28 protein-coding genes are annotated in these 26,025 nt (G+C 69.8%); 18 read left to right on the top strand and 10 right to left on the bottom strand.

Features of this window, described 5'->3' with window-relative positions; all coding sequences use genetic code 11:
* The first annotated feature begins 35 nt into the window (after positions 1–35).
* The 9 genes from BMY07_RS06580 to BMY07_RS06540 all read left to right on the top strand — a co-directional run bounded on the left by BMY07_RS06580 (position 36) and on the right by BMY07_RS06540 (position 9,310).
* Positions 36–1,229, top strand: a complete 1,194-nt coding sequence (locus BMY07_RS06580) for an MFS transporter (protein WP_092775576.1) — start codon at positions 36–38, stop codon at positions 1,227–1,229.
* A gap of 109 nt (positions 1,230–1,338) precedes the next feature.
* Complete coding sequence (locus BMY07_RS06575; RefSeq protein ID WP_092776056.1) at positions 1,339–3,027, top strand: sodium:solute symporter family protein; 1,689 nt, start codon at positions 1,339–1,341, stop codon at positions 3,025–3,027.
* Positions 3,028–3,037: 10 nt separating this feature from the next.
* Entirely contained in the window at positions 3,038–3,301 is a 264-nt protein-coding gene (locus BMY07_RS06570) for a hypothetical protein (protein ID WP_092775575.1), read from the top strand.
* A 45-nt stretch (positions 3,302–3,346) separates the two neighbouring features.
* Positions 3,347–4,336, top strand: a complete 990-nt coding sequence (locus BMY07_RS06565; protein WP_092775574.1) for a DUF3558 family protein — start codon at positions 3,347–3,349, stop codon at positions 4,334–4,336.
* A 34-nt stretch (positions 4,337–4,370) separates the two neighbouring features.
* Positions 4,371–5,360 (top strand): dihydroxyacetone kinase subunit DhaK, encoded by a 990-nt coding sequence (gene dhaK / locus BMY07_RS06560; protein ID WP_092775573.1) that lies wholly within the window; start codon positions 4,371–4,373, stop codon positions 5,358–5,360.
* Complete coding sequence (dhaL, locus tag BMY07_RS06555; RefSeq protein ID WP_092776053.1) at positions 5,360–5,977, top strand: dihydroxyacetone kinase subunit DhaL; 618 nt, start codon at positions 5,360–5,362, stop codon at positions 5,975–5,977. The genes dhaK and dhaL overlap by 1 nt, the downstream gene beginning before the upstream one ends.
* A 21-nt stretch (positions 5,978–5,998) precedes the next feature.
* The gene (gene dhaM, locus BMY07_RS06550; RefSeq protein ID WP_092775572.1) at positions 5,999–6,640 is read left to right on the top strand and encodes a dihydroxyacetone kinase phosphoryl donor subunit DhaM; all 642 of its coding nucleotides are present in this window, start codon (positions 5,999–6,001) and stop codon (positions 6,638–6,640) included.
* A 668-nt stretch (positions 6,641–7,308) separates the two neighbouring features.
* Positions 7,309–9,090 (top strand): 3-hydroxyacyl-CoA dehydrogenase family protein, encoded by a 1,782-nt coding sequence (locus BMY07_RS06545; protein ID WP_092775571.1) that lies wholly within the window; start codon positions 7,309–7,311, stop codon positions 9,088–9,090.
* Positions 9,091–9,103: 13 nt separating this feature from the next.
* Positions 9,104–9,310, top strand: coding sequence for an FmdB family zinc ribbon protein (locus BMY07_RS06540; protein WP_092775570.1), 207 nt, complete (start codon positions 9,104–9,106; stop codon positions 9,308–9,310).
* On the opposite strand, the gene map is transcribed toward BMY07_RS06540, so the two are convergent.
* Positions 9,307–10,071 carry a type I methionyl aminopeptidase gene (map, locus tag BMY07_RS06535; protein ID WP_092775569.1) on the bottom strand — a complete coding sequence of 255 codons (765 nt, stop codon included), beginning with the start codon at positions 10,069–10,071 and terminating at the stop codon, positions 9,307–9,309. The two genes, BMY07_RS06540 and map, sit on opposite strands and share 4 nt — an antisense overlap.
* Before the next feature lie 46 nt (positions 10,072–10,117).
* Here map and BMY07_RS06530 point away from each other — a divergent pair, with 46 nt between their 5' ends.
* Positions 10,118–10,384, top strand: a complete 267-nt coding sequence (locus BMY07_RS06530) for a helix-turn-helix domain-containing protein (RefSeq protein ID WP_092776050.1) — start codon at positions 10,118–10,120, stop codon at positions 10,382–10,384.
* Between the two features lie 63 nt (positions 10,385–10,447).
* Here BMY07_RS06530 and BMY07_RS06525 read toward each other — a convergent pair whose 3' ends face one another.
* Positions 10,448–11,383 (bottom strand): carbohydrate kinase family protein, encoded by a 936-nt coding sequence (locus BMY07_RS06525; RefSeq protein WP_092776047.1) that lies wholly within the window; start codon positions 11,381–11,383, stop codon positions 10,448–10,450.
* Positions 11,384–11,590: 207 nt separating this feature from the next.
* On the opposite strand from BMY07_RS06525, the gene BMY07_RS06520 reads away from it, so the two are divergent.
* The gene (locus BMY07_RS06520) at positions 11,591–11,824 is read left to right on the top strand and encodes a hypothetical protein (RefSeq protein WP_143073385.1); all 234 of its coding nucleotides are present in this window, start codon (positions 11,591–11,593) and stop codon (positions 11,822–11,824) included.
* A 148-nt stretch (positions 11,825–11,972) separates the two neighbouring features.
* On the opposite strand, the gene BMY07_RS06515 is transcribed toward BMY07_RS06520, so the two are convergent.
* Together BMY07_RS06515 and BMY07_RS06510 are read right to left on the bottom strand one after the other, a co-directional pair.
* Positions 11,973–12,335 (bottom strand): HesB/IscA family protein, encoded by a 363-nt coding sequence (locus BMY07_RS06515; RefSeq protein ID WP_092775567.1) that lies wholly within the window; start codon positions 12,333–12,335, stop codon positions 11,973–11,975.
* A gap of 122 nt (positions 12,336–12,457) precedes the next feature.
* Positions 12,458–13,486, bottom strand: a complete 1,029-nt coding sequence (locus BMY07_RS06510) for a glycerate kinase family protein (protein WP_092775566.1) — start codon at positions 13,484–13,486, stop codon at positions 12,458–12,460.
* A gap of 44 nt (positions 13,487–13,530) precedes the next feature.
* Here BMY07_RS06510 and BMY07_RS06505 point away from each other — a divergent pair, with 44 nt between their 5' ends.
* Positions 13,531–14,181, top strand: coding sequence for a DUF3043 domain-containing protein (locus tag BMY07_RS06505; protein ID WP_092775565.1), 651 nt, complete (start codon positions 13,531–13,533; stop codon positions 14,179–14,181).
* A gap of 76 nt (positions 14,182–14,257) precedes the next feature.
* Here the strand turns inward: BMY07_RS06505 and BMY07_RS06500 are convergent, their stop codons facing one another.
* The gene (locus tag BMY07_RS06500) at positions 14,258–14,572 is read right to left on the bottom strand and encodes a hypothetical protein (RefSeq protein ID WP_092775564.1); all 315 of its coding nucleotides are present in this window, start codon (positions 14,570–14,572) and stop codon (positions 14,258–14,260) included.
* 241 nt (positions 14,573–14,813) lie between these two features.
* On the opposite strand from BMY07_RS06500, the gene BMY07_RS06495 reads away from it, so the two are divergent.
* The 3 genes from BMY07_RS06495 (at position 14,814) to BMY07_RS06485 (ending at position 18,834) form a co-directional block, all read left to right on the top strand.
* Positions 14,814–15,680, top strand: a complete 867-nt coding sequence (locus BMY07_RS06495) for a helix-turn-helix domain-containing protein (protein WP_245782240.1) — start codon at positions 14,814–14,816, stop codon at positions 15,678–15,680.
* Positions 15,681–15,685: 5 nt separating this feature from the next.
* Entirely contained in the window at positions 15,686–15,874 is a 189-nt protein-coding gene (locus BMY07_RS06490; RefSeq protein ID WP_092775562.1) for a DUF397 domain-containing protein, read from the top strand.
* Positions 15,875–15,951: 77 nt separating this feature from the next.
* Positions 15,952–18,834 carry an NACHT domain-containing protein gene (locus tag BMY07_RS06485; RefSeq protein ID WP_092775561.1) on the top strand — a complete coding sequence of 961 codons (2,883 nt, stop codon included), beginning with the start codon at positions 15,952–15,954 and terminating at the stop codon, positions 18,832–18,834.
* Positions 18,835–18,899: 65 nt separating this feature from the next.
* Here BMY07_RS06485 and asnB read toward each other — a convergent pair whose 3' ends face one another.
* Positions 18,900–20,828 carry an asparagine synthase (glutamine-hydrolyzing) gene (asnB, locus tag BMY07_RS06480; RefSeq protein WP_092775560.1) on the bottom strand — a complete coding sequence of 643 codons (1,929 nt, stop codon included), beginning with the start codon at positions 20,826–20,828 and terminating at the stop codon, positions 18,900–18,902.
* A gap of 296 nt (positions 20,829–21,124) precedes the next feature.
* Here asnB and ctaC point away from each other — a divergent pair, with 296 nt between their 5' ends.
* Together ctaC and BMY07_RS06470 are read left to right on the top strand one after the other, a co-directional pair.
* A complete protein-coding gene (gene ctaC / locus BMY07_RS06475) occupies positions 21,125–22,084 on the top strand; it encodes an aa3-type cytochrome oxidase subunit II (RefSeq protein ID WP_092775559.1) in 960 nt (319 codons plus the stop codon).
* 50 nt (positions 22,085–22,134) lie between these two features.
* The gene (locus BMY07_RS06470; protein ID WP_092775558.1) at positions 22,135–22,536 is read left to right on the top strand and encodes a cytochrome c oxidase subunit 4; all 402 of its coding nucleotides are present in this window, start codon (positions 22,135–22,137) and stop codon (positions 22,534–22,536) included.
* A 201-nt stretch (positions 22,537–22,737) separates the two neighbouring features.
* Here BMY07_RS06470 and BMY07_RS06465 read toward each other — a convergent pair whose 3' ends face one another.
* Genes BMY07_RS06465 through BMY07_RS06450 form a run of 4 tightly spaced genes read right to left on the bottom strand, consistent with a single transcriptional unit; the run spans position 22,738 to position 25,303 of the window.
* A complete protein-coding gene (locus tag BMY07_RS06465) occupies positions 22,738–23,334 on the bottom strand; it encodes a DinB family protein (protein ID WP_092775557.1) in 597 nt (198 codons plus the stop codon).
* 48 nt (positions 23,335–23,382) lie between these two features.
* The gene (gene trpD / locus BMY07_RS06460; protein WP_092775556.1) at positions 23,383–24,426 is read right to left on the bottom strand and encodes an anthranilate phosphoribosyltransferase; all 1,044 of its coding nucleotides are present in this window, start codon (positions 24,424–24,426) and stop codon (positions 23,383–23,385) included.
* A 1-nt stretch (position 24,427) separates the two neighbouring features.
* Positions 24,428–24,838, bottom strand: coding sequence for a hypothetical protein (locus tag BMY07_RS06455; RefSeq protein ID WP_092775555.1), 411 nt, complete (start codon positions 24,836–24,838; stop codon positions 24,428–24,430).
* 57 nt (positions 24,839–24,895) lie between these two features.
* Positions 24,896–25,303, bottom strand: coding sequence for a hypothetical protein (locus BMY07_RS06450; RefSeq protein WP_092775554.1), 408 nt, complete (start codon positions 25,301–25,303; stop codon positions 24,896–24,898).
* An 83-nt stretch (positions 25,304–25,386) separates the two neighbouring features.
* On the opposite strand from BMY07_RS06450, the gene ctaE reads away from it, so the two are divergent.
* Entirely contained in the window at positions 25,387–26,016 is a 630-nt protein-coding gene (ctaE, locus tag BMY07_RS06445) for an aa3-type cytochrome oxidase subunit III (RefSeq protein ID WP_092775553.1), read from the top strand.
* The last annotated feature ends 9 nt before the right edge of the window (positions 26,017–26,025 follow it).

Raw genomic sequence — 26,025 nt, 5'->3', positions numbered from 1 at the left:
GGCGCTCACCACCCTATTGGTATAGACCTTGTCGGGTGAGCACCTCGAACCGGCTGTGGACCCCGACCTTCGCGCTGTACTTCACCGCGCGGATCGTGTCGATGCTCGGCGACATGATGATCCCGGTGGCGATGTCGGTCGCCGTGCTGGGACTCGGGTACGGGGTCACCGGCGTCGGGTTGGCCCTCGGCGCGTGGATGGGTGCTTTCGCGCTGTGCGTCGTGTTCGGCGGGGTCGTCGCCGACCGGTTCCACCCGTTGCCGCAGATGGTCGGCGCCGACGCGGTGCGCTGCGCTGTGCAGGCCGGGCTGGCGGTGTACCTGCTGCTGGGGCACCCGCCGCTGTCGTTCGTCGTCGGCACGTCGTTGCTCGGTGGCGTCGCGACGGCGATGTTCCAACCGGGCCTGACCAGCATGGTGCCGCAGGTGGCCGCGGACCCGCACCGGGCCAACGGGGTGCTGCGGATCAGCCAGGGCCTGGCGACCATGCTCGGCCCGGCGCTGGCGGGCGTGCTCGTCGCGACCACCTCGATCGGGCTGGCGTTCGCAGTGGACGCGGCGACGTTCGCGGTGAGCGGGATCTGCCTGCTGCTGGTGAAGGTGCCCCGCTTCGAGGTGACCGGCACCGAGTCGACCTGGCACAACCTGCGCGCCGGGTGGCACGAGTTCCGGTCCCGGTCCTGGCTGTGGTCGGTCATCCTGATCTGGTGGGTGCTCGGCGTCCTGGTCTGGGGCCCGATCCACCCGCTGGGCGCGGCGTCGATCATCGAGGTGCACGGCACGGCCGCGTTCGGCTACGCGGAGGCCGCCTTTGGCGCGGGCAGCGTCCTCGGCGGCCTCGTCGCGATCAGGCTGCGCCCGGCACGGCCGTTGTTCAGCGGCGGGATCGCGATGTTCCTGTTCCCGCTGATGCCGCTCGCCGCCGCGCTGGTGCCCGCCGTGCCGGTGCTGCTGTCGCTCTACGCCATCAGCGGCCTCGGCTGGGCGTTCTGGGGCGTCCAGTGGGCCACCGCCGTGCAAACCCAGGTCCCCCAGGACAAACTCAACCGCGTCGCCGCCTACGAGGTCGCCGGTTCCATCCTCGCCGTCCCCTTGGGACAGGTCCTCGCAGGCCCCGCCAGCACCACCTTCGGCGTCCACCCCCTGCTGTTCGTCGCCGCCATCGCGGGCACCGGCTGCGCCATCGCCCTCGTCACCACAGCCCCGATCCGCCGCCTCACCCGGGTCTGACCGGCTGAATCGGGCAAAGCGGACCCGCGGGAAGTTCGTCATGCGGCGGGTGCCGAGGGGGTTCATGCTGTCCCGGTGATCACAGCGAGGTGACTGGGTGGTGGTTGGTGTGCACCTTCTCGCGGATGCCGATTTGCGGTTGGACGCGGCTCCGATCGACTATGTGCTGCTGGGTGTCTATTTCGTCGTGGTACTCGGGATCGGGGCGCTGGCGCGGAGATCGGTGTCGAGCAGTCTGGACTTCTTCCTGTCCGGGCGGTCGTTGCCCGCGTGGGTGACCGGGTTGGCGTTCATCTCGGCGAACCTGGGCGCGGTGGAGATCTTCGGGATGACCGCGAACGGGGCCCAGTACGGGATCCCGACGATGCACTACTACTGGATCGGTGCCATCCCGGCGATGGTGTTCCTCGGTCTGGTGATGATGCCGTTCTACTACGGCTCGAAAGTGCGCAGTGTCCCCGAGTTCCTGCTGCGCCGGTTCGGGAAGTTCGCGCACCTGGTCAACGGCCTCAGTTTCGCCGCGGCGCAGGTGCTCATCGCCGGGGTCAACCTGTTCGCGCTCGCGACCGTGGTCAACCTGCTGCTCGGGTGGCCGTTGTGGCTCAGTGTCGTGGTCGCCGCGGTCATCGTGTTGGCGTACACCTCGCTGGGCGGGTTGAAGGCCGCGGTCTACAACGAGGTCATGCAGTTCTTCGTGATCGTGGCGATGATGCTGCCGCTCACCTTCGTGGGCCTGCACAAGGTCGGCGGGTGGGACGGGCTGGTCGCCAAGATCACCGCGGCCTCACCGGGCACCGCGTCCGAGCAGCTGAACTCGTGGCCGGGCATGAACCTCACCGGTATCGGCAACGCGACCCTCAGCGTGCTCGGGATCGTGTTCGGGCTGGGCTTCGTGCTCTCCTTCGGTTACTGGACAACGAACTTCGCCGAGGTGCAGCGGGCCATGTCGGCCAAGAGCATGTCGGCGGCGCGGCGGACCCCGCTCATCGGCGCGTACCCGAAGACTTTCATCGCGCTGATCATCATCATCCCCGGCATGATCGCCGCGGTGCTGGTGCCGGAACTGGCCGCGTTCAAGCAGGGCCAGGACACCGGGGTCACCTACAACAACGCCATCCTGCTGCTGATCCGCGACCTGCTGCCCAACGGCATGCTCGGCATCGCGATCACCGGCCTGCTGGCGGCGTTCATGGCGGGCATGGCGGCCAACGTCAGCTCGTTCAACACCGTCTTCACCTACGACCTGTGGCAGGCCTACGTCCGCAAGGACAAGCCGGACGAGTACTACCTCAAGGTCGGTCGCGTGGTGACGGCGCTGGGCTGCCTGGTGGCGATCGGCACCGCGTTCATCGCCAGCAACTTCACCAACATCATGGACTACCTGCAGACCCTGTTCGGCTTCTTCAACGCGCCGCTGTTCGCGACCTTCCTGCTCGGCATGTTCTGGAAGCGGATGACCCCGCTGGCCGGTGGGCTCGGCCTGATCGCGGGCACGGCCTCGGCGATCACCGTCGACGTGCTCAACCGCAACGACGTGCTGCACCTGGCCGGGCAGGGCGCCAGTTTCGTCGCCGCGAGCGCCGCGTTCGTGGTCGACATCGCGGTCAGCGTGCTGGTGTCGCTGGTGACGCGGCCCAAGCCGGACTCGGAGCTGGTCGGCCTGGTGTGGTCGCTCACCCCGCGTGACCAGCTGCGCCACGACGACACCGGGGAGAACGCGGGCTGGTACCGCAAACCGGGGGTGCTCGCCGCCGGGGTGCTGGTCGTGACGCTGGCCCTCAACATCGTCTTCTGGTGAGGAGCGGGACATGGCTGAGAAGCGGGCCGCAGGCCTGTTCGACCTGCGCGGGGTGCTGGCGCTGCTGTTCGCGGTGTACGGGTTCGTGCTGACCGTGCTGGGTGTCGCGTTCACCACCCAGGCGGACCTGGACAAGGCCGCTGGGGTGAACGTGAACCTGTGGATGGGCCTCGGGATGCTGGCGGTGGCGCTGCTGTTCGCACTCTGGGTGCGCCTGCGACCGCTCACCGTGCCCGAGGGCGAGCAGCCGGAGCAGTCCGAACGGGACGCCTGACCGGTTCCCCGCACGGGCCGGGCCCCGGGTGGTTACCGTTGGCCCGTGCGGGGTTCCTTATCACTGATCGCGGCCGGTGCGGCGCTGGCGCTCGTCGCCGGGTGCGGCGCGTCGGTCGACCTGTCCAAGTCCACGTCACCGCGGCGCACGGTGCCCGCCGGGTCCGGCTTCGAGCCGACCACCTCGGCGCCCGGCCCGACCGGCACCGTCGACCCCGAGGTGCTGCGCCGGGTCGACCCGTGCGGCCTGCTCGACGAGGACACGCTCAAGCCGCTGGGCCAACCGGCGGAGAGCAGGCTGCGGGACTTCTCGCAGTGCTCCAACTACATGAAGGACTCCGAGGGCAAGGAGCTCAACTTCACGCTGAGCGTCGGCGACCTCACCATCGGCCAACCCGACGCGGGTTCCGAGATCGACGGCCTGCCCTACGTCCAGTCCGAATTGGAGGACAAGTCCGCGTGCTTCGCCACCGCGATCACCGAGACCAACCCCAACCGCGGCATCACGGTGCAGGTCGGCCGCCGGGACAAGGGCAACCTGTGCGTCCCGGGCAAGGCCGTGCTGCACTCCGCGCTCGCCAAGATCCGCAAGAGCCCACCGCAGCTGGAACTGGCGAAGAACACCCTGGTCGAGCTGGAGCCGTGCACGCTGATCTCGGAGACCGTCATCGCGACCGCGGTCGGCGCGAACTCCCGCAAACGGCCGAGCGGGGCGCACGCGTGCTCCTGGAACGGCGACGGTGTGTCGTTCATGCTCACCTTCCGCATCGGTGTCCGCCCGGACACCATCGCCGACTCCGCAGGCACCACCCCGATCAACCTGGGCGACGGCGTCACCGCCCAGCAGAAGCCCGACAAGGACGGCGCCCGCTGCCGGGTCGAGTGGGCGCACGCCGCGTTCCCCGGTGACGACGAGCGCGCCGAGGTCGTGGCCCTGGACTACAGCCGCTACTCGGACAAGGTGGCGGGCGAGGACCCGTGCGCGAAGGTGCAGACCGTGGCCAAGTCGCTGATCCCGAGGTTGCCCAAGCGGTAGCGGGCGGAGTAGGAACGGTCCGGGGAGGCGAGTGATGAAGAAGATCATCAACAACCCGGCCGACGTGGTGACCGACGCCCTGCGCGGGCTGGCCGCCGCACACCCCGCACTGCTGCGGGTGACCCGGGACCCGGCCGTGGTGGCCTGGGCCGGGTCGCCGGTGGCGGGCAAGGTCGCCGTCATCTCCGGCGGCGGGTCCGGCCACGAGCCCCTGCACACCGGCTTCGTCGGCCCCGGCATGCTCGACGCGGCCTGCCCCGGCGCGGTGTTCACCTCGCCGACCCCGGACCAGGTCCAGGCCGCTGCCGCCCAGGTCGACGGGGGTGCGGGCGTGCTGCTGCTGGTCAAGAACTACACCGGCGACGTCCTCAACTTCGAGACCGCCGCCGAGTTCCTCGACAACACCCGCACGGTCCTCATCGACGACGACGTCGCGGTCCAGGACTCGTCGTTCACGGCCGGGCGCCGGGGCGTGGGGGCGACGGTCCTGGTGGAGAAGATCGCCGGGGCGGCCGCCGCTGCCGGTGCCGACCTGGACACCTGCGCCCGCCTTGCCGAGGCGGTGGTGGCGGGCGCGCGGTCGATGGGCCTGGCGTTGACGGCGCCGACCGTGCCGCACGTGGGGTCGCCCAGCTTCGTGCTGCCCGAGGACGAGGTGGAGGTCGGCATCGGCATCCACGGCGAGCCCGGCCGCCGCCGCGAGCCGCTGACCGACGCGTCCGCCCTGGTGGCCGCGCTGCTGGAGCCGATCCTGGACGATCTGCCCTTCGTTGCGGGGGACGAGGTGCTGCTGTTCACGAACTCCATGGGCGGCACACCGTTGCTGGAGCTGTACCTGGCGCACGGGATCGCCGAGGAGTTGTTGGCAGCACGCGGGATCACTGTGATCCGACGACTGGTCGGGCCGTATGTGACGAGCCTGGACATGCAGGGCATCAGCCTGACGCTGCTGCGCCTGGACCCCGCGCTGACCGACTTGTGGGACGCGCCAGTGCACACGGCGGCGTTGCGCTGGGGCATGTGATGGGGTGCGACGCCCGCTCGGTCGCCGCCGCTGTGGTGGCCGCTGCTGGGGTGGTTGGGGAGCACCGGGACGAGCTTGTGCGGCTGGATCAGGCCATGGGGGACGCTGATCATGGCGAGAACCTGCGGCGGGGGTTCGGGTTCGTGGTGTCGGCGTTGGATGAGTCCACTCCGGACACACCGGGGGCGGTGCTGAAGCTGGTGGCGTCGGTGCTGATCTCGAAGGTGGGCGGGGCGGCGGGGCCGTTGTTCGGGACGTCGTTCCTGCGGGCGGCTGGGGCTGTTGGTGCTGCTGAGGAGTTGACGCCGGAGTTGGTGAGCGCGGCACTGGGGGCGGCACTGGGCGGGGTGGTGGCTCGGGGTAAGGCGGAGTTGGGGGACAAGACGATGGTCGACGCCCTAGCCCCTGCCGCCTCGGCCCGAGGCGCCGACATCCCCACCTTGCTGACCGCTGCCGCTATCGCGGCCGACGCCGGAGCCGAATCGACAATTCCTTTGGTGGCCCGAAAAGGCCGCGCGTCTTACTTGGGCGAACGCGCGATCGGCCACCTGGATCCTGGTGCGCGCTCGGTGGCACTGCTGCTGCGCTCCTTCGCCAACTCGGCGATGGGGTTGTGACCGCGAGACGGGGGTTGGGTTGTGACTGTTGGCATCGTGATCGTGTCGCACAGTGCCGCACTGGCGGCCGGGGTGGTCGAGGTCGCGGCCGCGATGGCACCGGATGTCGTTTTGGTGGCAGCGGGCGGGTTCGACGGCGGGCTGGGTACTGACATCGACTTGGTGTCGAACGGGATCGCGGCGGCGCAGGGTGGGGATGGGGTGGTGCTGCTGTACGACATCGGCAGTGCGAAGATGGTCGCTGACCTGGCCGTGGAGATGCTGGGCGATCCCGAGCAGGCCGCCGTGGTCGACGCGCCGCTGGTCGAGGGCGCGGTCGCCTCGGCTGTCGCGGCCCAAGGCGGCGCCACCCTCGACGAAGTCCTCTCGGCCGCCGCCAGCGCACTCAACCTCGAAGACGTCGAGCGGTCCGACGGCGTCGAGCTCACCCTGATCGAAGACCTCCACGCCCGCCCCGCCGGGCTCATCGCCAGATCCCTCGCCGATCTCGACGCCACGGTGACCGTCACCCACAACGCCCGCTCGGTCGATGCCCGGAGCCCCCTGGCCCTGATGTCCCTCAACGCCCAAACCGGCGACCACCTAACCCTCGCCGCCACCGGCCCCGACGCCGCCGAGGCACTACGGCGCACAAAATCCCTGGTCGAACGCGGTTTCGCCTAACCGCGCCCACCCTGGTCCATACGAGCTGACACAGGGCCATCCCGCGCTCACGATCGTCGGCCCTCACCCGCCTCCACGTTCGTTGGCCGAACCGCGCTCCTCGGACTCTCTGCCCCCAACCCGATAGAGACCGTGCGACGTTGGCCTCCACGTGCCCACCAAGGTCGTTTGTCCCACCGCGCCCCTCTGAGTCGTTGGCCCACACGCGCTCCTCGGAGTCGCTGGTGCCAACTGCTCGATGGGGCGGACTTGTTTTGTGTGGGGTGGCACCCTCCGTAAGCTCGCCGCGCGGGGGAGGGCCGCTTTTCAGGCCCCGCCTTTGTGCTCTTCCCAGGAGGGTGCAGGGGCCCCGCGCAAAACGAGTCCGCCCCATCGAGCAAAGCTCAACACTCGCGCCCAGGCCAATGCCGAAGGCGAGGTCTGTCCGTCGACGGCGAAGCCGAGACCGAGAGCCGAACACCCCTCAGCTCAAGATCAAACTCGTCACAGCAGCCCCCGATATACAGCTTACCGAGAGCCACCGACAAACCGAGCGGAGCGACCAGCCCCCTGTGGACAACCCACCCCAGCAGAACCGGTCCAGTGGCGCACCTCACCCCCCACCCTCCACCCCTCGTGGCATCATCAGCGCAAGATGTTACCGGCAGGTAGCAACGCGGGAGGTCGCTGTGGCGCGGGAAATCACCATCGTCGGCGTTGTCGGGTTGGGCACCATGGGGGCTGGGATCGCGGAGGTACTGGCGCGCAGTGGCGTGCGCGTGATCGCCGTCGACGTCGATGCCGCAGGGGTTGAGCGGGGCCGCGGGCACATCGAGCACTCCACCTCCCGGGCGGTCGCCAAGGGCAAGCTCGACGGCGGGGCGCGTGATGCTCTGCTGGGGTTGATCAGCTACGGCACCGCGTTGACCGATCTCGCCGACGTCGACCTCGTCATCGAGGCGATTCCGGAGTCGTTGGACCTCAAGGCCCGCCTGTTCGCCGAGGTGGACCGGATCGTGCGGCCGGAGGTGGTGCTGGCGTCGAACACGTCTTCGTTGTCGGTCACGCAGATCAGTGTCCACACCGGACGGCCGGGGAAGGTTGTCGGGTTGCACTTCTTCAACCCGGCGCCGGTTCTGCGACTGACCGAGGTCGTGCGCACGGTCGTCACCGAGCCGGATGTGGTCGCCGACGTGGTCGAGTTCGCGCGGCGGTTGGGCAAGGAGCCGGTGGTGATCGGCGACCGGGCCGGGTTCATCGCGAACGCGCTGCTGTTCGGGTACCTCAACCACGCCGTCGCCATGTACGAGTCCCGTTACGCCACAAGGGAAGACCTCGACGCGGCCATGCGGTTCGGCTGCGGCTACCCGATGGGCCCGTTGGCGCTGCTGGACCTCATCGGCCTCGACACCGCGTACGAGATCCTGGAGACGATGTACGGCCAGTCGCGCAATCGGTTGCACGCGCCGACGCCGATCCTCAAGCAGATGATCACCGCAGGCCTGTTGGGGCGCAAGAGCGGCCGCGGCTTCTACACCTACGACGGCCCCGACTCGCCTACCGTGGTGGCTGACGCGCAGACACCCAGAACGTCCTCTGAGGACACAAAAGGCGTGCGCGAGGTGCGGCGAGTCGGCGTCGTCGGAACCGGGACCATGGCCACCGGCATCGTGGAAGTGTTCGCAAGCAAGGGGTTTGACGTCATCCTGCGTGCGCGGTCGGCGGAGAAGGCGGCTGCGGCGATCGGGAAAGTCGGCAAGTCGCTCGACCGTCAGGTGGCCAAGGGGCGACTGTCCGAAGAGGATCGAAACGCGACGCTGGGACGGATCACGCCTGCGGTCGAGTTCGCCGAGTTGGCCGACTGCGACCTCGTGATCGAGGCGGTCGCGGAGGAGTTGTCGGTCAAGCAGGCGGTGTTCGGCGCGCTGGACGAGGTCGCGAAGCCCGGTGCCGTGCTGGCGACCACGACGTCGTCACTGCCGGTCATCGAGTGCGCGGCGGCGACCTCCCGGCCGCAGGACGTCATCGGGCTGCACTTCTTCAACCCGGCGCCGGTGATGAAGCTGGTCGAGGTCGTCTCGACGATCTCCACCGGGGCCGACGTCGTGGCGACCGCGGGGGCGGTGTGCGCGCGGGTCGGCAAGCACCCGGTGCACTGTGGCGACCGCGCCGGGTTCATCGTCAACGCCCTGCTGTTCCCGTACCTCAACGACGCGGTGCGCATGCTGGAGGCGCACTACGCCGACGCCGACGACATCGACACGGCGATGAAGGTCGGCTGCGGGCTGCCGATGGGGCCGTTCGAACTGCTCGACGTGGTCGGCCTCGACGTGTCGCTGGCCATCGAGCGGACCCTCTTCAACGAGTTCCACGAGTCCGGCTACGCGCCAGCCCCGCTGCTGGAGCACCTGGTCACCGCGGGCCGCCTGGGTCGCAAAACCGGGAAGGGTTTCCGCGACTACAGCCGGTGAGGATAATGACCCCGTGCCCACCTACGAGTTCCGCTGCCGCGAATGCGGCGCCACCTACGACGTCAACCGCCCCATGATCGCCGCCAACGACCCCGCCCCCTGCCCGGACGGCCACGCCGACACCGTCAAGCTCCTGACCATGGCAGGCCTGTCGGGCCGCGCGGGCGCGGGCGCACCCCCGGCGGGCGGCGGCTGCTGCGGTGGGGGTTGCTGCAGCTAGAGGGTCGTGAGGATCCGGGGGCCGTCGTCGGTGATGGCGACGGTGTGTTCTACGTGGGCGGCTCGGCGGCCGTCTGTGGTGCGCAGGGTCCAGCCGTCGTCGTCGGTGGTGAAGGGGTCGGTGCCCGCGTGCAGCATGGGCTCGATGGCCAGGACCATGCCCGCGCGCAGGCGCAGGCCGCGGCCGGGGCGGGCCTCGTTGGGGACCGACGGGGACTCGTGCATGGACCGGCCGATGCCGTGGCCGCCGAAGTCCGGGGGGATGCCGTAGCCCGCGCCGCGCGCGGTGGTGCCGATGGCGTTGCCGATGTCACCGAGGCGGTTGCCGGGGACGGCCACCTCGATCGCCGCCGCGAGGGCCCGTTCCGCGGTCTCGATCAGGCGCAGGTCCGCCGGGTCGGGGGTGCCGACGACGAAGGACATCGCCGCGTCGCCGTGCCAGCCGCCGACGTGCGCGCCGAAGTCGATGCTCAGCAGGTCGCCGTCGCGCAGGCGGGTCCGGTCCGGGATGCCGTGCACGATCGCGTCGTTCACCGAGGTGCACAGGACGGCCGGGTACGGGGTCGGCGCGAACGCGGGCAGGTAGTCCAGGAACGACGACCCGGCCTTGTGCTCGGCCAGCACCTCCCGCGCCACCTCGTCCAGCTCCAGCAGCGTGACCCCCACGTCGGCGGCCGCCCGCACCCGCGTCAACGCCGTGGCGACCACCCGCCCCGCAACCCGCATCGCGTCCAGCTCGGCCGCGGTCTTCAGCTCGATCATGCGGATAACTATACCGGTATAGCTATCCCGCGCTAGCATGGCACCCATGGTCCGGCCCCCACTCAGCCCCGACGAACGCCTCCGCGGCGAACTCCTCGGCACCCTCCTGCGCACCGCCCGCGGCCCCCGCAGCATGGTCGACGTCGCCGCCGCCGCCAGAATCTCCGTCGAGACCCTCCGCAAAATCGAACGCGGCCGAGTCCCCACCCCCGCCTTCTTCACCGTCGCCGCCATCGCCGGTGCGGTGGACCTGCCACTGGCCGACCTGATCGCCGCCACCGTGCCGGAACAACCAGACCAACTCACGGCATAAGCGGCCTGCCGACGCGAACGGGGCCGCCACCCAAGTAGGTGACGGCCCCGCAAAACTGAAAGATCAGCCGGGGAGGATGGCGCCGATTTCGGTGCCTGCCTCCGGGCCGAAGGCCTCGCTGATGCGCGACACCGCCGTCGCCTTGGAGAACTTCCACTCCTGGGGGCCGTCCGCCTCCAGGACCAGCACGGCGACCATCGAGCCCAGCTGGGCCGACCGCTCAAGGCTCAGCCCCTGCGTAAGCGCGGCCAGGAAGCCGGCGCGGAAGCCGTCGCCCACGCCGGTCGGGTCGACCTTCGCGAGTTCCGGCACGGCGCCCACCTGCAGAGACGTCCCGTCCTGGGTGACGATCTCCACGCCCTTCTCGCCCAGCGTCGTGATGCGCAGGCCGACGCGGGACATGACCTCGGACTCGGACCAGCCCGTCTTGCGGCGCAGCAGTTCCCACTCGTAGTCGTTGCCGAAGAGGTAGTCCGCGCCCGTGATGAACTCGCGGATCTGGTCGCCGTCCATCCGGGCCAGTTGCTGGGACGGGTCCACGGCGAAGGTGTAGCCGCGCTCGCGGCTCTCCGCGGCATGGCGGAGCATGGCGGCGGGGTCGTTCGGGCTGATCAGGACGAGGTCGAGGCCGCCCACTCCTGCGGCGATAGGGGCGAGTTCGATCTGGCGGGCCTCCGACATCGCGCCCGCGTAGAAGGACGCGATCTGGCACTGCTCGTCGTCGGTGGTGCAGACGAACCGCGCGGTGTTGGCGACCTCGGAGACGTGGACGCCCGAGGTGTTGACGCCGTGGCGTTCGAGCCAGGAGCGGTAGTCGGCGAAGTCGTCGCCCGCCGCGCCGACCAGGACCGGGGCGGTGCCCAGGACCCCGAGGGCGAAGGCGATGTTGGCGCCGTTGCCGCCGCGCCGCACGACGAGGTCGTCGACGAGGAAGCTCAGCGAGATGCGGTGCAGCTGTTCGGTGACGAGTTGCTCGGCGAACTTCCCCGGGAAGTGCATCAGGTGATCTGTGGCGATGCTTCCGGTGACGGCAACGGGCACGGAGCCCTCCCTGTCTCCTCGGCCCGGCGACGCCTGATCGACGTCGAACCAGGCTCGGCGCGGTCATGCGGTTCTACCACCCACCCGGGTGGCATCCGATCACCTTCGAACACTACCGCCTGGTACCCCTGGGAACTGCCGCCATCGGGGCCTAGCGTGGCCAGGATGAGCGCATCACAGCAGGTGAGGACCCTGGTGGACGCAGAACCGGAATCCTCGCCACATCACCGGGCCGCCCAGCTGCCGGAGAGCATGGGCGAGCTCATCGCCGACTGCGCGGGCATCCCGCCCGAGCTCACCCACCACCGCCCGGCCCTGCCCGGCCCGCGCGTCCCAGCCCCCTGGCAGGTCGACGACGCGACACACGCCCAGGTAGCAGACCTAGACGAGTACGTATAACTTTCCCCCGCCGCCCGCCCCTCGTCCTCGCCCGGCATCGTTCCCGGCTTGGCGGGCGCACCGCCGCCCGGACAGGCGAGGCGACCAGGCGGACCTGAGACGCGCGAAGGGCCCGTGACCAGGTCACGGGCCCTTCGCGGCGCAACGACTAGTGGAACGAGTCGCCGCAGGCGCAGCTGCCGCCCGCGTTCGGGTTGTCGATGGTGAAACCCTGCTTCTCGATCGTGTCGACGAAGTCGATGGTCGCACCCTGCACGTACGGGGCACTCATCCGGTCCACGGCGACCTTCAGGCCGTCGAAGTCGCGGAACAGGTCCCCGTCGAGGGTGCGCTCGTCGAAGAACAGCTGGTAGCGCAGACCCGCACAGCCACCGGGCTGCACGGCGATGCGCAGGTGCATGTCGTCGCGGCCCTCCTGCTCGAGCAGGGCCTTGGCCTTGACGGCGGCGGCGGCGGACAGTTCGACACCGTGGGTCGCCGCCTCGGTGCCAGTCTCCTGAGCGGTGGTCATCGTTCTCCCTGGGAAAGTCCTACGCGGGCTCGTAACCGACTCAACAGCGCTCGCCCGGCCTTTGTTCCGTGCCTACCGCGTCCATGGTGGCACACCCGGGACCCCCAGCGGCACGGATGCGGTCACCGCCACTGCCTCGCCACGTGTTCGGCCAGGTCAGCCAGGGTGCCCACCGGGTCAAACAGTGCGGCGTCCACCGAGCCCGCGTGTTCGGTGACCGCGTGCGCCTCCGCGACCCCGATCGACCCGGCCTGCCTGCGGCCCACCGACACCTGACCGGCCAGCACCACGCACGGCACGCCCCGCTCCGCCGCCGACCGCGCCACCGCCGTCACCAGCTTCCCGCGCAGCGACTGCCAGTCGAAGCTGCCCTCGCCGGTGACGACCAGGTCGGCCCGGTCCAGCACGTGGTCGAGCCGGGTCGCCGCCTGCACCACCTCCGCGCCGGACACCACCGACGCCCCCAGCGCCATCAACGCGAACCCCAGCCCGCCCGCCGCGCCCGCACCGGGCCGGTCCCGCAGGTCTTCCCCGTACCGGATCGCGACCTCGTCCGCCCAGGCCGCCAGCCGCGCCTCCAGCCGGTCCACCGCCGCCTCGTCCGCGCCCTTCTGCGGGCCGAACGTTGCCGCCGCGCCGTGCGGGCCGAGCAGCGGGTTCTCCACGTCGACCGCCGCGAACAGCTCCGGCAGCGGACCGTCGAGCACCTCCAGCGCGCCCCGCCCGCCGTCCGTGGTCGCCGAGCCGCCCAGCCCGATCACCACCCGCGACACCCCGGCGTCCCGCGCGGCCAGCACCAACTCGCCGACACCCCTGGTCGTGGCCGTCTCGCACGACTCGACGCGCCGGTCGTCGGGCACCAGGTGCAGGCCGACCGCCTCCGCCGACTCCAGGTAGGCGACCCCGTCGTGGATCAGCCACTTGGCGTCGACGGGCTCGCCCAACGGCCCGGTCACCGAGGTCAGATGCGGTGTGGCGTCCTCAAGAGCGCCCAGCAGCACCTCGACGAACCCCGTCCCGCCATCGGCGAGCGGGCGGGTCACCAGGCGGTGGGCCGGAGCGCCCCTCCGCCACCCCGCCGCGATCGCGTCGGCGGCCTGGGCTGAGGTGAGCGTCCCGCCGAAGCAGTCGGGAGCGATGACGACTCGCACGGGCGCAGCGTAGCGACAGACGGGCTTGTCCTACGCTTGTCGGCGTGAGGTTCCTGCGCCGCAATTCCGCCGACAAGTCCGAAGCCACCGAGGTGGGGGATGACGCCGTCACAGTCGGCGACGCTGCGCCCAGGGGCCACACGCCCGGTAAGGGCAAGCCGACCCCCAAGCGCCGCGAGGCCGAGGGGCGTAAGCGCGGCCCGGTAGCGCCACCGCCGAAGACGACACGTGAGGCGCTCAAGCGTGCCCGCGGCAACAAGGAGGACCGCAAGGCCCTCTCCGCGCAGCGCCGCGAACAGCGCGCCGAGCAGCGCCGCCGGATGGCCGACGGCGACGACCGGTACCTGATGCCGCGCGACCGCGGGCCGGTCAAGGCGTACGTGCGGGACCTGGTCGACAGCAAGCGCAACCTGCTGGGCCTGTTCATGCCGCTGGCGATCCTGGTGTTCGTGTCGCTGCTGTCGACCTCGCTGAAGGTCCAGCAGTACGCGACCCTGGTCTGCCTGGTGATGCTGGTCGCGATGGTCGTCGAGGCCGTGCTCAACGGGCGCCGCGTCGTGCGCCGGGTCCGCGAGAAGTTCCCGAAGGAGACGGTCGGCGGCGCCGGGATCGGGTGGTACGCCTTCGTGCGGGCGACCCAGCTGCGCAAGCTGCGCGTCCCCAAGCCGCGGGTCACACCGGGTACCGCCGTCTAGCTCTCTCTATCCGACGTGTGGGGCCGTTTCCTCTTGGGAGCGGCCCCACACGTCTGTGCGGAGCGGGCACGGGGGCTCAGATCTCGTCGGGGGTCTCTGGGGCTGCCCAGATGAGACGGGCCTGGGTGTTGGCGCGGGTGAAGAGGGGGAGCGCGGACTCGGGGGCGGTCAACGTCATCCGCAGCGGGCGGTAGATGCCGACCAGTTCGGCGTGCTCGGGGAAGGCCATGCCCCAGGCGGCGATGCGGGCGTCGTGGCGGTCGCCGAACTCCTCGACGATGGCGAAGACGCGGGGGGCCTCGTCGGCCACCGCGCCCGCGAGCAGGGCGGCGAACTCGGGCTCGTCGCAGGCCGGGGGCCTGGTGCGGGCGGCGGTGGTGATGGTGGTCATGAATTGCCTCCGTCGTGGGCTAATATTGGACCCCGCTGGTTCTTGTCATCGCCGCAACGGTTACGGTCGCAACCGTGCACCTTCACGATTTGCCAGCGTCACTGGCTACCCAGTGCCGATGAGCTTATTGTGTAACTCCAGTTTGTATAGTCACCTAAACGAGTGATCCGGTGCGGGTCACTCAACGTGATCGGCTGTGGAAGGATCTACGGCCATGACGAGCCCATCGCGGTCGATCAGCATGCAGCGGCGGCTGCTCGGCGCGGAGCTGCTGCGGCTGCGCGAACTCGCCGGTCTGACCCAGGACGAAGCCGCCGAGCACCTGGGCAAGGCGGGCAACAAGATCAGCCGCGTCGAGTCGGGGAAGATCGGCATCGACAAGACCGACCTGGACGTGCTGCTGGAGCGCTACCAGGCATCGGAGAAGGACCGCCTCTGGTGCCGAGAACTGTCCCGCCTGTCCAAACCCAAGCGCGGCAGGCCCACCGGCGAGACGACGCTTTACCTGGGACCGCGCTGGTTCCGCGCCTTCCGGGACCTGGAAACCGACGCCAGCGAGATCATGGAAGTCGGCACGGAGATCATCCCCGGCATCCTGCAGACCGACGACTACATCCGCGCCATGTTCGACGCACAAGGCGAAGATGCGGCTGACCATGTCGTGGACGACGCCCTGCGTGTGCGGGCCGACCGGCGAACCCTGCTGAACAGGGAGAACGCAGCTCGGTTCGCCTTCGTGCTCAGCGAATCAGTGGTGCGCCGTCAGATCGGCGGGCCTGCGGTGATGGCTGACCAACTGCGTCACCTGGCTGAGATCGCTGTGCAGCCGAATGTAACGCTCCAGATCATCCCGTTCGACGCCCGGTCTTACGCCCACCTGTGCACGGACTTCACGCTGTTCCGGTTCGGCCACGAGATGGCCAATGACATCGTCTACCTGGAGATGTTCTCCGACGCCGCCTACCTCGACAAGCCGCCGGAGACGGTTCGCCGCTACGGGGAGCTGTTTGGAAGATTGCGAGGGGTAGCCCTCGGCCCGGTCGAATCGCGACACTTGGTGGCAACCGTGGCGGAGGAGTACGCCGCGGTGGCAACCACAGGGAGATGACAGCTATGTCCGACTGGGCCACGGTCCCGTTCCGCAAGTCCACCCGCAGCAGCACCAACGGCGGAAACTGCGTGGAGGTGGGCTTCCGTCCCGGCTTGGTTGCCGTCCGGGACTCGAAGTCTCCTGCTAGCGGCCTGATCGAACTGCACATCACCACGTGGACCAAGACCATGGCGTCGTTCCGCGCCTCGTGACGCCACTGGCCGCCTGTCACCCGGGACGGGCGGCCGGTACGTTGGCACGCACTGGCCGTACGGTGAACGGAGTCAGGGTGCGGGTCCCGATCGCGCTGGCGGTTGGGGTGGCAGCGGTGTTGGCCACCCTCATCGCGCAGTGGCAGGCAGTGGTCGCGTTGATCACCGGGGCCGTGGTGACCGCGGTGACCCAAGTCCTGGTCGAGGTGTGGAAGCGGCGCAAGGCCCAGTTGGTGGACAACGTCAACCGGGTGGTGGACCGGGTGGTGAGCCAGTTCCCGCGCAAGTACCGAGACTACGTGGCGAGCACCTTGCGGTACATCGACCAGAAGGGGCTGGCCACCATCGGTGAGGCCAACCCCGACCTGGACGACGTCTACGTGGACGTCAGCATGGCTCCCATGGCGCCGCACCAAGCGGACGCGGGGATGCTGCCCGGCGGGTTGAAGGATCCGATGGAGCGGCGCGACTTGGCGCACTTCCTGGACGAGCAGATGCCTGCGGTCCTCGCCGTGGTGGGGGTTCCGGGCAGCGGCAAGACAACGCTGCTCCGGCACACGGCGCGGTTCATCTGCCAGCAACCGAAGGGCAGGCGAAGGTCGGTGCCGATCCTGCTGTACCTGCGCGACCACGTCGACGCGATCGCCGAGGACAAGACGATCCTGTTACCCGAGCTGGTCCGCGAGTCCATCGGGCGGCTGGCCGCGAGCGAGCCGACCGGGTGGTTCGGTGATCAGCTCGCCAACGGACGCTGCGTGGTACTGCTCGACGGGCTCGACGAGGTGGCGGGCCAGGGGAATCGGCGGCTGGTAGCGGCCTGGGTGGAACGTCAGGCGCGCCAGTACCCCGACAACGACTTCGTGATCACCTCCCGGCGGGAGGGAATCCTGGACGCGCCCATCCACGGATCCCAGATGCTGCAGACCCGGCGGTTCACCCAGGCGCAGGTCCGGCGGTTCGTGAACCGGTGGTACCTCGCCATGGAGCGGATGAGCTCGAAACCGGGCGACGACCAGGTCCCGCAGCGCGCCAAGGCCGCCGCCAACGACCTGCTGGGCAGGCTCGACTCCGCACCGGGCCTCGCGGACTTCACCGCCAACCCGCTGCTGCTCACGATGATCGCCAACGTGCACAAGTACCGCGGCGCGTTGCCCGGCAGCCGCACGAACCTCTACAGCGAGATCTGCCAGGTCATGTTGTGGCGCAGGCAGGAAGCCAAGAACCTGCCCATCGGGTTGAGCGGGGACAAGAAGGAGCAGATGCTGCGCGCCTTGGCGTACCGCATGATGACGGCCGGGGTCGGCGAACTCAAGCGCGCTGACGTGCTCGACGAGTTCGCACCCACGTTGCGCAAGCTGTCCACCCCGCTCACCGCGGCGGACATCCTCGCGGACGTGTCGTCAAACGGCCTGCTGATCGAGCGCGAGGAAGGCTTGTACGCCTTCGCGCACAAGACGTTCCAGGAGTACCTCGCCGCCCGCTACATCAACGAGAACGCCAAGGGCGACGAACTCATCTACCGGGTCGACGACGCGTACTGGGAGGAGACGATCCTCCTGTACACCACCATGGCCGCGGCCGACGACATCATCCGGGGCTGCCTGGCCTCCGGTACGGCCAACGCGCTGTCGTTGGCGTTGAAGTGCCTGGAGCAGCGCGACGTGCTCGAGTTGGAGCCCGACGTACGCGACGAGTTGGCGTCGCTGCTGACGATCGAGCGCTTCGACCAGGCGACCGCCCACCAGCGCCGCACGACCGCGACGATCCTGGCGCACCGGTACACCATGTCGTGGGCGCACCCCCGCCGCGGGGTCCGGATCGCCGAGCGGCCCGTCCCCGCCGATATCTACCGCATCTTCGAGCTGGAACAGGGCCGGGCCAGGGAGGGCGAGGCCACCGGCGCCTGCGGCGGCATGTCCGGGGTGCGGGCCGAGCAGTTCTGCCGCTGGTTCAACGACCTGCTCGACAGCGACCAGGCCTACCGACTGCCGCGGCGAACCGAACTGGACAACCACACCGGCTCGGACATCGACAGCCGCCTCGTGTGGGTCAAGGACGAGGCGATCGGCGTGTGGGCCCGGCACGGCAAGCCGCACCTGGTCACCCGCGCCGCGCTGTTCAACGCCCTGCGCCACGACCTCCAGCACCTGCCGACGGTGTTCCTTCTCCTCGTGCTGCACGCGTACCGCACGGCGCACGCACCGTCCGACTTCCCGGAGCAAGACCAGAAGGCACCCAGGGCCGCGCCGACCGAGGTGAGCGGGACGCTCCGGGCCGCCCTGCGCATGGCGCGCAGCGCCGGGGACGACGAGGTGCTGGTTCCGCTGATCGGGCGGTTGGAGCGCATCGCCCTGGTCTCGGAAGAACGCAGGCAGTCGCAGTGGTACCAGGACCTGGCCGAGATCACCGAGGAGATCTTCGCCGAGGTGCCGGAGGCCGATCCCCTGCTCTCGGCGAGCTCCTTGGCGGAGGCGCACATCGGCAGGCCGTTCGCCGCCGCGGTTCTCAAGATCAGCGGTGAGCCGACGTCCGCCCCGGTCCGCAAGTTCATCGAGGCGCTGGCGGACAGGTCCGAGCTGTCCGCCTGGGACGAGTGGGACGCCCCGCCGGAGGCGCTCCCCGCGCTGCTGCGGGCGGTCCTCGCTCGACTGGCCAAGTTGTTCACGCGCCCTGATGCCTGGCCCTACCGCGCCATGGACCTGTTGGGCTCGCTGCTACCCCTGGCGGACGCGGAGAACCCGGTGATCGACCCCGGCGACGCCAGACTGGCCCGGCTGGTCTGCTTCGGGCTCTCGGCGCTCACCCGATCCGACAACGACGACCTCGCCCTACGGCTGCTCGACGTGGCCGCGGGGTTCACCCTGCTGGAGTCGCGCACCGATCGAACCGCCGACTCCGACGAGACGATCGTCCTGGTCGCCGACTGGTCGAAGATCACCCATCCGAGAACCGGCCCGTAGCCGATCTCCGGTCGTACCGCGACAAGGGCCGCCCGCTCAAGGCGGGCGGCCCTTCCCTGCACTACTCAGAGCTTCACCGGGTAGTGCGGCTCAGGCACCACCGGCGTGATGCGGCGCTCGATGAAGATGCCGTGCCACAGCATGAACACCAGCAGAGCCCAGATCCGCCGACTGTGGTCCAGCGTGCCCGCCTTGTGCTCCTCCAGCAGCCGCATGACCGCGTTCTTGTCGATCAGCGCGTCCGTCTGCGAGGCCATCACGATGTCGCGGGCCCACTCGTACATCTCGTCCTTGAGCCACAGCCGGATCGGGACCGGGAAGCCCAGCTTGCGGCGGTTCAGCACGTGCGCGGGCACGATCCGGCGCAGCGCCTGGCGGAGGGCGAACTTGGTGGTCTCCTTGGTGATCTTCTCCTCGAGGGGCACCTCCGCCGCCACGCGGAAGACCTCGGGGTCCAGGAACGGGACCCGCAGTTCCAGGGAGTTCGCCATGGTCACCTTGTCGGCCTTGACGAGGATGTCGCCGCGGAGCCAGGTGAACAGGTCGACGTGTTGCATGCGGGTGACCGGGTCCCACGAGACCGATTCGCGGTAGTGCGGGGCGGTGACGTCGCGGTGGCCTACGCCGGGGTCGAAGGTCCGGAGCACTCCGCGCAGCTGGTCGTCGCGGAAGATGCGGGCGTTGCCGTAGTAGCGCTCCTCCAGCGACAGCGAGCCGCGGCGCAGGAGGTCCTTGCCGCGGGTGCCCTCGGGGATCTTCGCCGAGACGCGGCCCATGAACTTGCGCAGGGAACCCGGCACTCGCTCGAACGGCGCCAGCGAGAGCGGCTCCCGGTAGATCGTGTACCCGCCGAACAGCTCGTCGGCGCCCTCGCCGGACAGCACGACCTTCACGTGCTTGCGGGCCTCGCGGGCGATGAACCACAGCGGCACCAGCGCCGGGTCGGCCACCGGGTCGTCGAGGTACCAGACGATCAGCGGCAGCGCGTCCATCATCTCGCGCGCCGACACCGTGCGGACCACGTGCTTGACCCCGATCGCGGCCGCGGACTCCGCGGCGACGTCGACCTCGGAGTAGCCCTGGCGCTCGAAGCCGGTGGTGAAGGTCACCAGGTCCGGGTTGTGCTCGCGCGCCAGCGCGGCGATCGCGGTCGAGTCGATGCCGCCGGAGAGGAACGAGCCCACGGTGACGTCGGCGCGCATGTGCATCCGGACCGAGTCGCTCATGACGTCGGCGATCCGCTGGTAGAGCGCCTCGGCGTCGGCCGGGCCGCGCACCGGGGTGGGGGAGAACCGCGGCTGCCAGTAGCGCTTGGTGACCGGCTCCTCGCCCGGCACCAGCGTGAAGCAGGTGCCCGACTCGATCCGGTGAACCGCGGTGTGCAGCGACGCGGGCTCCGGCACGTACTGCAGCGTCAGGTAGTGCTGCAGCGACCGCCGGTCCAGCTCCTGCTTGATGCCCAGCAGCGGCGCCAGCTCCAGGATCGACTTCTTCTCGCTGGAGAACGCCACCCCACCGGGGCCCGCGGCGTAGTACAGCGGCTTGATGCCGAACGGGTCGCGCGCGCCGAACAGGGTCTGCTTCTGCGAGTCCCAGATCAGGAACGCGAACATGCCGCGCAACCGGGTGACCGCCGCCTCGCCCCAGTAGTGGTACGCCGCGACGATCGTCTCGCTGTCGCCGTCGGTGAGGAACCGGGCGCCGTGCCGCTCGGTCAGCTCCGCGCGCAGCTCCAGGTAGTTGTAGATCTCGCCGTTGAACAGCAGCGTGTACCGCTGCGGCGTCTCCGGCGGCCCCCACGGCAGCGGCTGGTGGGAGTGCTCCAGGTCGATCATGGACAGCCGGTTGAAGCCGAAGACGACCTCACCGCCGGTCCACGTGCCGCTCTCGTCCGGGCCGCGGTGGCGCTGGCAGCGCATCGCCGCGCCCACCGCCGACCGCGCCGCAGCGGCGTCCATCTCAGAAGGGCAGACCAGGCCAAGCAGACCGCACACGCTTCTCGCGCACCTCTCCGTGTCGAGCTCCGGCGCCGAGCCGGGTGAACCAGGTGGATGTCCGGCGGGGAAGACGTCAGTATGCCGGGCGTGGTTGCCTGCGCCGGGACGTGGTCACAGGTGTGCCGCCGGGTGTGACCGACATCCGATCACCCCTCGGGGGGTGTGGCCCGGGTCGCTGGGCTAGGCTCCGCATTGCTCCCACGAGCGCCGATCGCCGCTGCCCAGCGGTGGGCCCGGGGCCGCGCGGGGGCAGCGCAAGTGCGTGGAGTTACCGCTCGAGGAGGAGTCGCGCAGTGGGCACACCCAAGGCCGCAGGCAACCGTTCGCCGGTCGCCCGGCTGACCAAGGTCGCCGGTCTTGTCGCGCTCGTCGTCCTGGGCGCCTCCGGCTGCTCCACCGACGAGGTGCTGCGGTTCGGCTGGCCCGAGGGCGTCACCCCGCAGGCCGAGCGGATGCGCGAGTTCTGGACCTGGTCCGTGGTCGCCGCGCTGGTCATCGGCGTGATCACCTGGGCGCTCATCCTGTGGCCGGTGGTCGCCCACCGCAAGCGCGGGGAGACGCTGCCCAAGCAGTTCCAGTACAACCACTTCCTGGAGTGGATCTACACCGGCATCCCGGTGGTGATCGTGGTCGTGCTGTTCTACTTCACCGCCACCACCCAGAACTACGTCCAGGCCGAGACCGACAAGCCGGACGTCACCGTGGACGTGCTCGCGTTCCAGTGGAACTGGGAGTTCGACTACAAGAACTACCGCAACACCAAGGGCGCCCTCGACGTCCCGGCCAGCCCGGGCGACACCACGGTCCGCACCATCGGGTCGTCGGCCGAGATCCCGCTGCTGGTGCTGCCGACGAACCGGACGATCCAGTACAACCTGCGCTCCCGGGACGTCATCCACGCCTTCTTCGTGCCCGAGTTCCTGTTCAAGCGGGACGTGTTCCCGTACCCGGACAAGAACAACCAGGACGCGACCTTCCAGAACCGCATCGACAAGACCGGCTCGTTCGTCGGTCGGTGCGCCGAGCTGTGCGGCACCTACCACGCGGTGATGAACTTCGAGGTCCGCGCGATCACCCCGGAGCAGTTCGACCAGTACCTGGCCCTGCGCACCAAGGTGAACCCCAAGACCGGCAAGGGCTACACCGCCGCCGAGGCGCTCACCGAGATGAACTGCGGCGAGCTGTGCTCCCCGGTCGCGGTGACCACCAAGCCGTTCAACACCGACCGCACCGCCCGCACCGCGACGAAATGAGCGGTCCACAGCGGACCACGTGCTCGAACAGGTGAAATTGTGAGGACACCATGAAGGTCGAAGCCAGGCTGTTCGACATCACCACCGCCTTCTTCTTCCTATCCGCCATCGTCTACGGCGTCTGGGCCAAGGAGCCGGTCGGCACGGTCGGCCTCATCCTCACCGGCGGCCTGTCCCTGATCGTGGGCACCTACTTCCACTTCATCGCCCGCCGCCTCGACCAGCGCCCGGAGGACAACCCGGACGCCGAGGTCAGCGACGGCGCCGGTGAACTGGGCTTCTTCAGCCCGGGCAGCTACTGGCCGGTCGCCCTGGCCGCCTCGGCGGCGCTGGCCGCCTTCGCCATGGCCTTCTGGCAGATCTGGCTCCTGGTCATCGCGATCGTCCTGATCTTGCTCGCGGTCGGTGGGCTGGTGTTCGAGTACCACACCCGTCCAAACTCGACGGACTGACGCCCAGTTGGTTGGGGCCCCGCACTCTCCGTGCGGGGCCCTTTCCCGTTCCTGTTCCGCCCGCCATACCCGTCCCACCCGGCGACCGAGTTATCCACAGGGCGGCCCGCCAGTTCTCCCGTTCCGTCAGTGCCCCTCGGTAGGCTGTATGTCGGGGGCTGCTCAGACCGGTTTGATCTTGTTGGCCTCGCGCAAGCCCGCCTAGGCCACCGGTTCCGCGCCCCCGGCGGCCTTGGCCGCCCGCTCGACCTCCGCCCGCCGCGCCGCCCAGAAGGCCGCGTCCTGCCCTCGCTGAGCCATGGCCGCCGGGTCCATCTCGACCCCCCCGTCCAGCTGCTCGCGCAAGATGTCGGCGTGCCCGGCGTGCCTGCTGGTCTCCGTGAGCATGTGGACCAGGACGTTGAACAGCATCACGTCCGGCCGCGGCCACCAGGGGACATGGCCGGGCGCGTCGATGGCCAGGGCGGCGATGGTCGTGTCGGCGTGCTCCCAGGCGCGGCGGTAGCGGCCGGTGATCTCCTCGCGCGTCTCGTGCTCGGTCGCCCACAGGTCGGTGCCGCGCTGGTCGAGGTCGTCCCAGCGCGGGACGGGCTCGGGGAACGGCCGGTCGAAGACCTCGCCGAAGTACCGGGCCTCCGACAGCGACAGGTGCTTGACCAGACCGAGCAGGTTGGTCCCGGTCGGGGTCAGCGGACGGCGGATGTCGTACTCGGACAGCCCGTCGAGCTTGCGCAGCAGCACCTCGCGGAACTCCCGTAGGTCGCCGTGCAGGTACTCCTTGGCGAAGTCATCGATCATGACCCCGAGGATGCACCAACCGCGCTGGGCAGCCCCCGGTGCCGCCGCTCAGGCTCGGGCGAGCTCCTGTGAGCGCGTCACCCACCGCGCCAGCAGCGCCTCCGCCGCCCCGCTGTCGATCGCCTCGGCCGCCTGTCCCAGCCCCGCCTCGAAGTCCGCGTACAGATCCCCCGTCAGCCCCCGGAACGCCGCGATAGCCCCGGCCGCGTTCAGCACCACCGCGTCCCGCACCGGACCGCGCTTGCCCGCCAGCAGGTCCCGCACCACCTGCGCGTTGAACGGCGCGTCCCCGCCCCGCAGGTCCGCGGGCACCGACGCGGCCACACCCAACCGCGACGGGTCGAACGCCACCCGCTCGACCGACCCGCCCGACACCACCCACACCGAGGTGGTGGTTGTCGTGGTGATCTCATCGAGATTGTCGTCACCGCGCACCACCAGCACAGAGGCCCCGCGAGAGGCGAAGACCTCCGCCATCACCGGCGCCAGCCGCAGGTTCGCGCAGCCCACCAGCCCGGCGCGCGGCTGGGCGGGGTTGGTCAGGGGGCCCAGCACGTTGAACGCCGTGGGAATCCCGATCTGGCTGCGGACCGGACCAGCGTGCCGCAGCGCCGGGTGGAAGGCAGCCGCGAAGCAGAAGGCTATGCCGACCTCCTGCACGCAGGTGGCGACCGCCGAAGGCGACAGTTCGATCGCGACGCCCAGTTCTTCCAGGACGTCGGCGGTTCCGCACTTGGAGGAGGCGGCCCGGTTGCCGTGCTTGACGACGGGCGCGCCCGCGGCGGCCGTCACCAGGGACGTCATCGTGGAGATGTTGACCGTGTGCGCCTGGTCGCCGCCGGTGCCGACCACGTCCACCGCGTCGATGTCCAGGTGGACCAGGCGGGCATTGGCCATCATGCCGTCGGCCAGACCGCCGATCTCGGCCGCCGTCTCGCCCTTGGCGCGCAGGGCCACCGCGAACGCCGCGATCTGCGCGGGGGTGGCCGAACCGGACATGATCTCGTTCATCGCCCAGGACGTGTCGCCCGAGGTGAGGTCCTGGTCGTCGAGGAGCTGGTTGAGCAGGGACTTCCAGGTCAGCTCCGCCATCTCAGCCCCGCACTAACGGCAACCGCTTGGTCCGCAGCACGTCGGCGACGGTCTCGGCGGCGGTCAGCGGGTCGAGCGGGTGCACCACGACGGCGTCGGCCTGCGACCAGGTCGCCAGCCAGCGGTCGTCCTTGCGCCGCACCGCGATGACGATCGGCGGGCAGTCGGTGATCTCGTTCTTGAGCTGCCTGCACAGGCCGATGCCACCGGTGGGCTGGGCCTCGCCGTCGAGGATGGCCAGGTCGATGCCGCCCGCGTCCATCTCCATCAGCACCTCGGACACGGTGCCGACCTCGACGTAGGCCACCCGGCCGATGTCCGCGGCAGGCCTGCGCCCGACAGCTGTGATGATCGTCTCGCGCACCTCGGGACGGTGGCTGAAGACCAGGACCTTCAGTGCTGCTGTGCTCATGCGCGGCGTCCTGTCGTGATCGGGTGGGCGGACACCCACGATGTTATCGGTCTCACGTCAGCCCGGTTGCAAGACGTCCCACCCGCGCGCGTCCCCGCCGAGCCGACTGGCCAGGCTGACCATCCTGGACCGCTCCCGCGAGCACTCCAACGCCGACACGACCTGCCCGCGCGCGGCCACGACCAGCACGAACCCCGCCTCGCCCGCGCCGAGTTCCCGCAGCGTGTAGCCGTCTTGGCCCACCACAGCGGCCGCCTCGGCCACCCGGGCGACCGGCAGCGACAGGTGGTGGCGCAGCACCGCCGGATCGGGCGCGCGGAAGTCACCGGACCGGGTGAGAGCGGTCGACGCGGCCTCGGCGTCGTCGAAGCACTCGGCGACCACCACCAGACCCGGCGCGTCCGCGGTCAGCCCGGGGCGTTCCCCCTTGGTGAACGCCGTACGGAGCCTGCCGAGAAAGCCCACGTCCCCGCCCCTCTCCCCGCCACACGGGTGTGACGCGGTCTACTCGCGACCCGACCGGGCGAGCCCACTACTCGCAAGACATAATGCGACCCGTGACTGCAGCAGCGCCCTCCATTGGCCAGCGTGTGCACTCGCTGAACCGGCCGAACATGGTCAGCGTCGGCACCATTGTCTGGTTGTCCAGCGAGCTCATGTTCTTCGCCGGGCTGTTCGCCATGTTCTTCACCGTCAAGGCGCAGAACAGCACCGGCCACTGGCCGCCGCCGCTGGAGGCGGGTGGGGAGCCCATCCACCTGGACGTCCCGTACGCGCTGCCGTTCACCATCATCCTGGTGGCCTCGTCGTTCACCTGCCAGCTCGGCGTGTTCGCCGCCGAGCGCGGTGACGTCTTCGGCCTGCGCCGCTGGTACCTCGCGACCCTGGTGATGGGCGCGATCTTCGTCGGCGGCCAGGCCTACGAGTACTACAACCTGGTCAACGAGGGCGTGACCATCCCGTCCGGGGCGTTCGGGACGGTCTTCTTCCTCACCACCGGGTTCCACGGCCTGCACGTCATCGGCGGCCTCATCGCCTTCGTGTACCTGCTCATCCGCACCAAGCTGAGCAAGTTCACCCCGGCCCAGGCCACCTCGGCGATCGTCGTCTCGTACTACTGGCACTTCGTCGACGTGGTGTGGATCGGCCTGTTCGCGGTCATCTACCTGGTCCCATGACCGCCGCAC

Source organism: Actinokineospora terrae, assembly GCF_900111175.1.
Taxonomy (GTDB): Bacteria; Actinomycetota; Actinomycetes; order Mycobacteriales; family Pseudonocardiaceae; genus Actinokineospora; species Actinokineospora terrae.
The sequence above is the reverse complement of the archived record's forward strand: the minus strand, read 5'-3'. Positions and strand labels throughout refer to the sequence as shown.

What these genes read in the sequence shown, in the direction of transcription:
- BMY07_RS06455 (WP_092775555.1), bottom strand. Translation starts at nt 24,838, where the DNA reads ATGAGCACAGCAGCACTGAAGGTCCTGGTCTTCAGCCACCGTCCCGAG.
- BMY07_RS06530 (WP_092776050.1), top strand. Translation starts at nt 10,118, where the DNA reads ATGGTCCGGCCCCCACTCAGCCCCGACGAACGCCTCCGCGGCGAACTC.
- ctaE (WP_092775553.1), top strand. Translation starts at nt 25,387, where the DNA reads ATGCGACCCGTGACTGCAGCAGCGCCCTCCATTGGCCAGCGTGTGCAC.
- BMY07_RS06470 (WP_092775558.1), top strand. Translation starts at nt 22,135, where the DNA reads ATGAAGGTCGAAGCCAGGCTGTTCGACATCACCACCGCCTTCTTCTTC.
- BMY07_RS06520 (WP_143073385.1), top strand. Translation starts at nt 11,591, where the DNA reads ATGAGCGCATCACAGCAGGTGAGGACCCTGGTGGACGCAGAACCGGAA.
- map (WP_092775569.1), bottom strand. Translation starts at nt 10,071, where the DNA reads ATGATCGAGCTGAAGACCGCGGCCGAGCTGGACGCGATGCGGGTTGCG.
- BMY07_RS06525 (WP_092776047.1), bottom strand. Translation starts at nt 11,383, where the DNA reads ATGCACTTCCCGGGGAAGTTCGCCGAGCAACTCGTCACCGAACAGCTG.
- BMY07_RS06490 (WP_092775562.1), top strand. Translation starts at nt 15,686, where the DNA reads ATGTCCGACTGGGCCACGGTCCCGTTCCGCAAGTCCACCCGCAGCAGC.
- BMY07_RS06570 (WP_092775575.1), top strand. Translation starts at nt 3,038, where the DNA reads ATGGCTGAGAAGCGGGCCGCAGGCCTGTTCGACCTGCGCGGGGTGCTG.
- BMY07_RS06515 (WP_092775567.1), bottom strand. Translation starts at nt 12,335, where the DNA reads ATGACCACCGCTCAGGAGACTGGCACCGAGGCGGCGACCCACGGTGTC.
- dhaL (WP_092776053.1), top strand. Translation starts at nt 5,360, where the DNA reads ATGGGGTGCGACGCCCGCTCGGTCGCCGCCGCTGTGGTGGCCGCTGCT.
- BMY07_RS06495 (WP_245782240.1), top strand. Translation starts at nt 14,814, where the DNA reads ATGCAGCGGCGGCTGCTCGGCGCGGAGCTGCTGCGGCTGCGCGAACTC.
- trpD (WP_092775556.1), bottom strand. Translation starts at nt 24,426, where the DNA reads ATGGCGGAGCTGACCTGGAAGTCCCTGCTCAACCAGCTCCTCGACGAC.
- dhaK (WP_092775573.1), top strand. Translation starts at nt 4,371, where the DNA reads ATGAAGAAGATCATCAACAACCCGGCCGACGTGGTGACCGACGCCCTG.
- BMY07_RS06465 (WP_092775557.1), bottom strand. Translation starts at nt 23,334, where the DNA reads ATGATCGATGACTTCGCCAAGGAGTACCTGCACGGCGACCTACGGGAG.
- BMY07_RS06500 (WP_092775564.1), bottom strand. Translation starts at nt 14,572, where the DNA reads ATGACCACCATCACCACCGCCGCCCGCACCAGGCCCCCGGCCTGCGAC.